General features: G+C 68.4%; 1 protein-coding gene. It reads right to left on the bottom strand.

Annotated elements, in window-relative coordinates:
• Positions 1–90 precede the first annotated feature (90 nt).
• Complete coding sequence (locus ADK54_RS13505; RefSeq protein ID WP_078966359.1) at positions 91–1371, bottom strand: IS701 family transposase; 1281 nt, start codon at positions 1369–1371, stop codon at positions 91–93.
• Positions 1372–1424: the final 53 nt, after the last annotated feature.

Below are 1424 nucleotides of genomic sequence, written 5' to 3'. Positions count from 1 at the left end.
TAGGACTCCGTTAAGTCTCAGGCGATCTTGTTGGTTTCCGTGGGCTAGGTAGCGGGCGGTGGCAGGTGGTGCAGATGCCGGTCCAGCACCTCAGTGTGTCCTGGAGGAGGTCGAGGAGGTGGTAGAGGGTGAGACCGGCGTGGGGGCTTTTGGGGAGAGCCGCTGTTCAGTGAGGAAGGCGTGGGCGGCGGTGGCGAGGGTGACGTGGTGGTGCCAGCCGGGCCAGGAGCGTCCCTCGAAGTGGTCCAGTCCCAGGCCGTGTTTGAGTTCCCGGTAGTCGTGCTCGACCCGCCAGCGCAGCTTTGCCCAGCCCACCAGGTCCTTGAGCGGGGTGTCGGCGGGCAGGTTGGAGAACCAGTACTCGGTGGGCTCTTTGGCATCGGCGGGCCATTCGGCCAGCAGCCACAGGTCGGGCAGGACGCCGTCCCACCAGCCCTGCTCTGCCGAGGCCCGGGACCTGAGCGGGCGGACGAGGGAATTGCTTGCCGGGCGAACACGCAGGGCCGCGAAACGCGAGCGCATCTGGCCACGGGTGCCTTCGCGCCAGGTGATGTCGGTGAAGCCGTGGTATCCCAGGCTGGCGGCGTGGACGGACACGGCTAAGGGCGCCTGTCGGTAGCGGGGCTGGGGCCAGCACCCGTTGGTGCCTTTGCGGTCGGGGGCTTCGGGCACCGCGTCGAAGAGGTGGGCGGTGACGTCGGAGCGGACGGACAGCACGTAGCCCATGCCGCGCTCGGTGAGTGCGGTGCGGAAGGCTGCGTTGGTCCCGTAGGCCGCGTCGGCGAGCATGACACGCGGTGGCAGCCCCCAGCCGGCGAGTTCGTCGAGGATGTCCAGGGCGAGCCGCCACTTCTCGCGGTGCCTGACGCCGGACGGCACTCTGCACGCCGTGCGACGCTCGGCGTCGTCGGCCCATTCCTTGGGCAGGAACAGCCGCCACTGCAACGGGGACGAGGCCGAGGCAGTGACGGCGTGCACGCTCACGGCGACCTGGCAGTTGGCCCGTTTCCCCAGCGCGCCGCAGTACTGAGGTGCGACGCCGACCGACCTCCGGCCGTCCTTGGGAAAGGACACGTCGTCAACCACCCAGGCATCGGGGCTGATTACCGCCGTCATCCGCTCGGCGATCCGGCGCCGCACCGGCATCGGGTCCCAGGTGGACTGGTTAACGAACTGCTGCAGGTTCTGCTCGTTGCCGTCCGGAAGCCGCGCGGCCATCGCCTGGATGGACTTGCGGCGTCCGTCCAGCATCAGGCCCCGCAGATAGCAGTCGCCCTTGGCCCGCTGGTCCTTGCGCGGCACCGAGGCAAACACATCCGCCACGAACAGCGCCAACTTCGCCCGAACACGCATCACTTCATGTGCGTCCACATGCCCAACATGCCTCCGGAACAGGCCCCACGGGAAGACCTAACGGAGTCCTA

The organism is Streptomyces sp. WM6378, assembly GCF_001279695.1.
Lineage (GTDB): Bacteria > Actinomycetota > Actinomycetes > Streptomycetales > Streptomycetaceae > Streptomyces.
The sequence above is the reverse complement of the archived record's forward strand: the minus strand, read 5'-3'. Positions and strand labels throughout refer to the sequence as shown.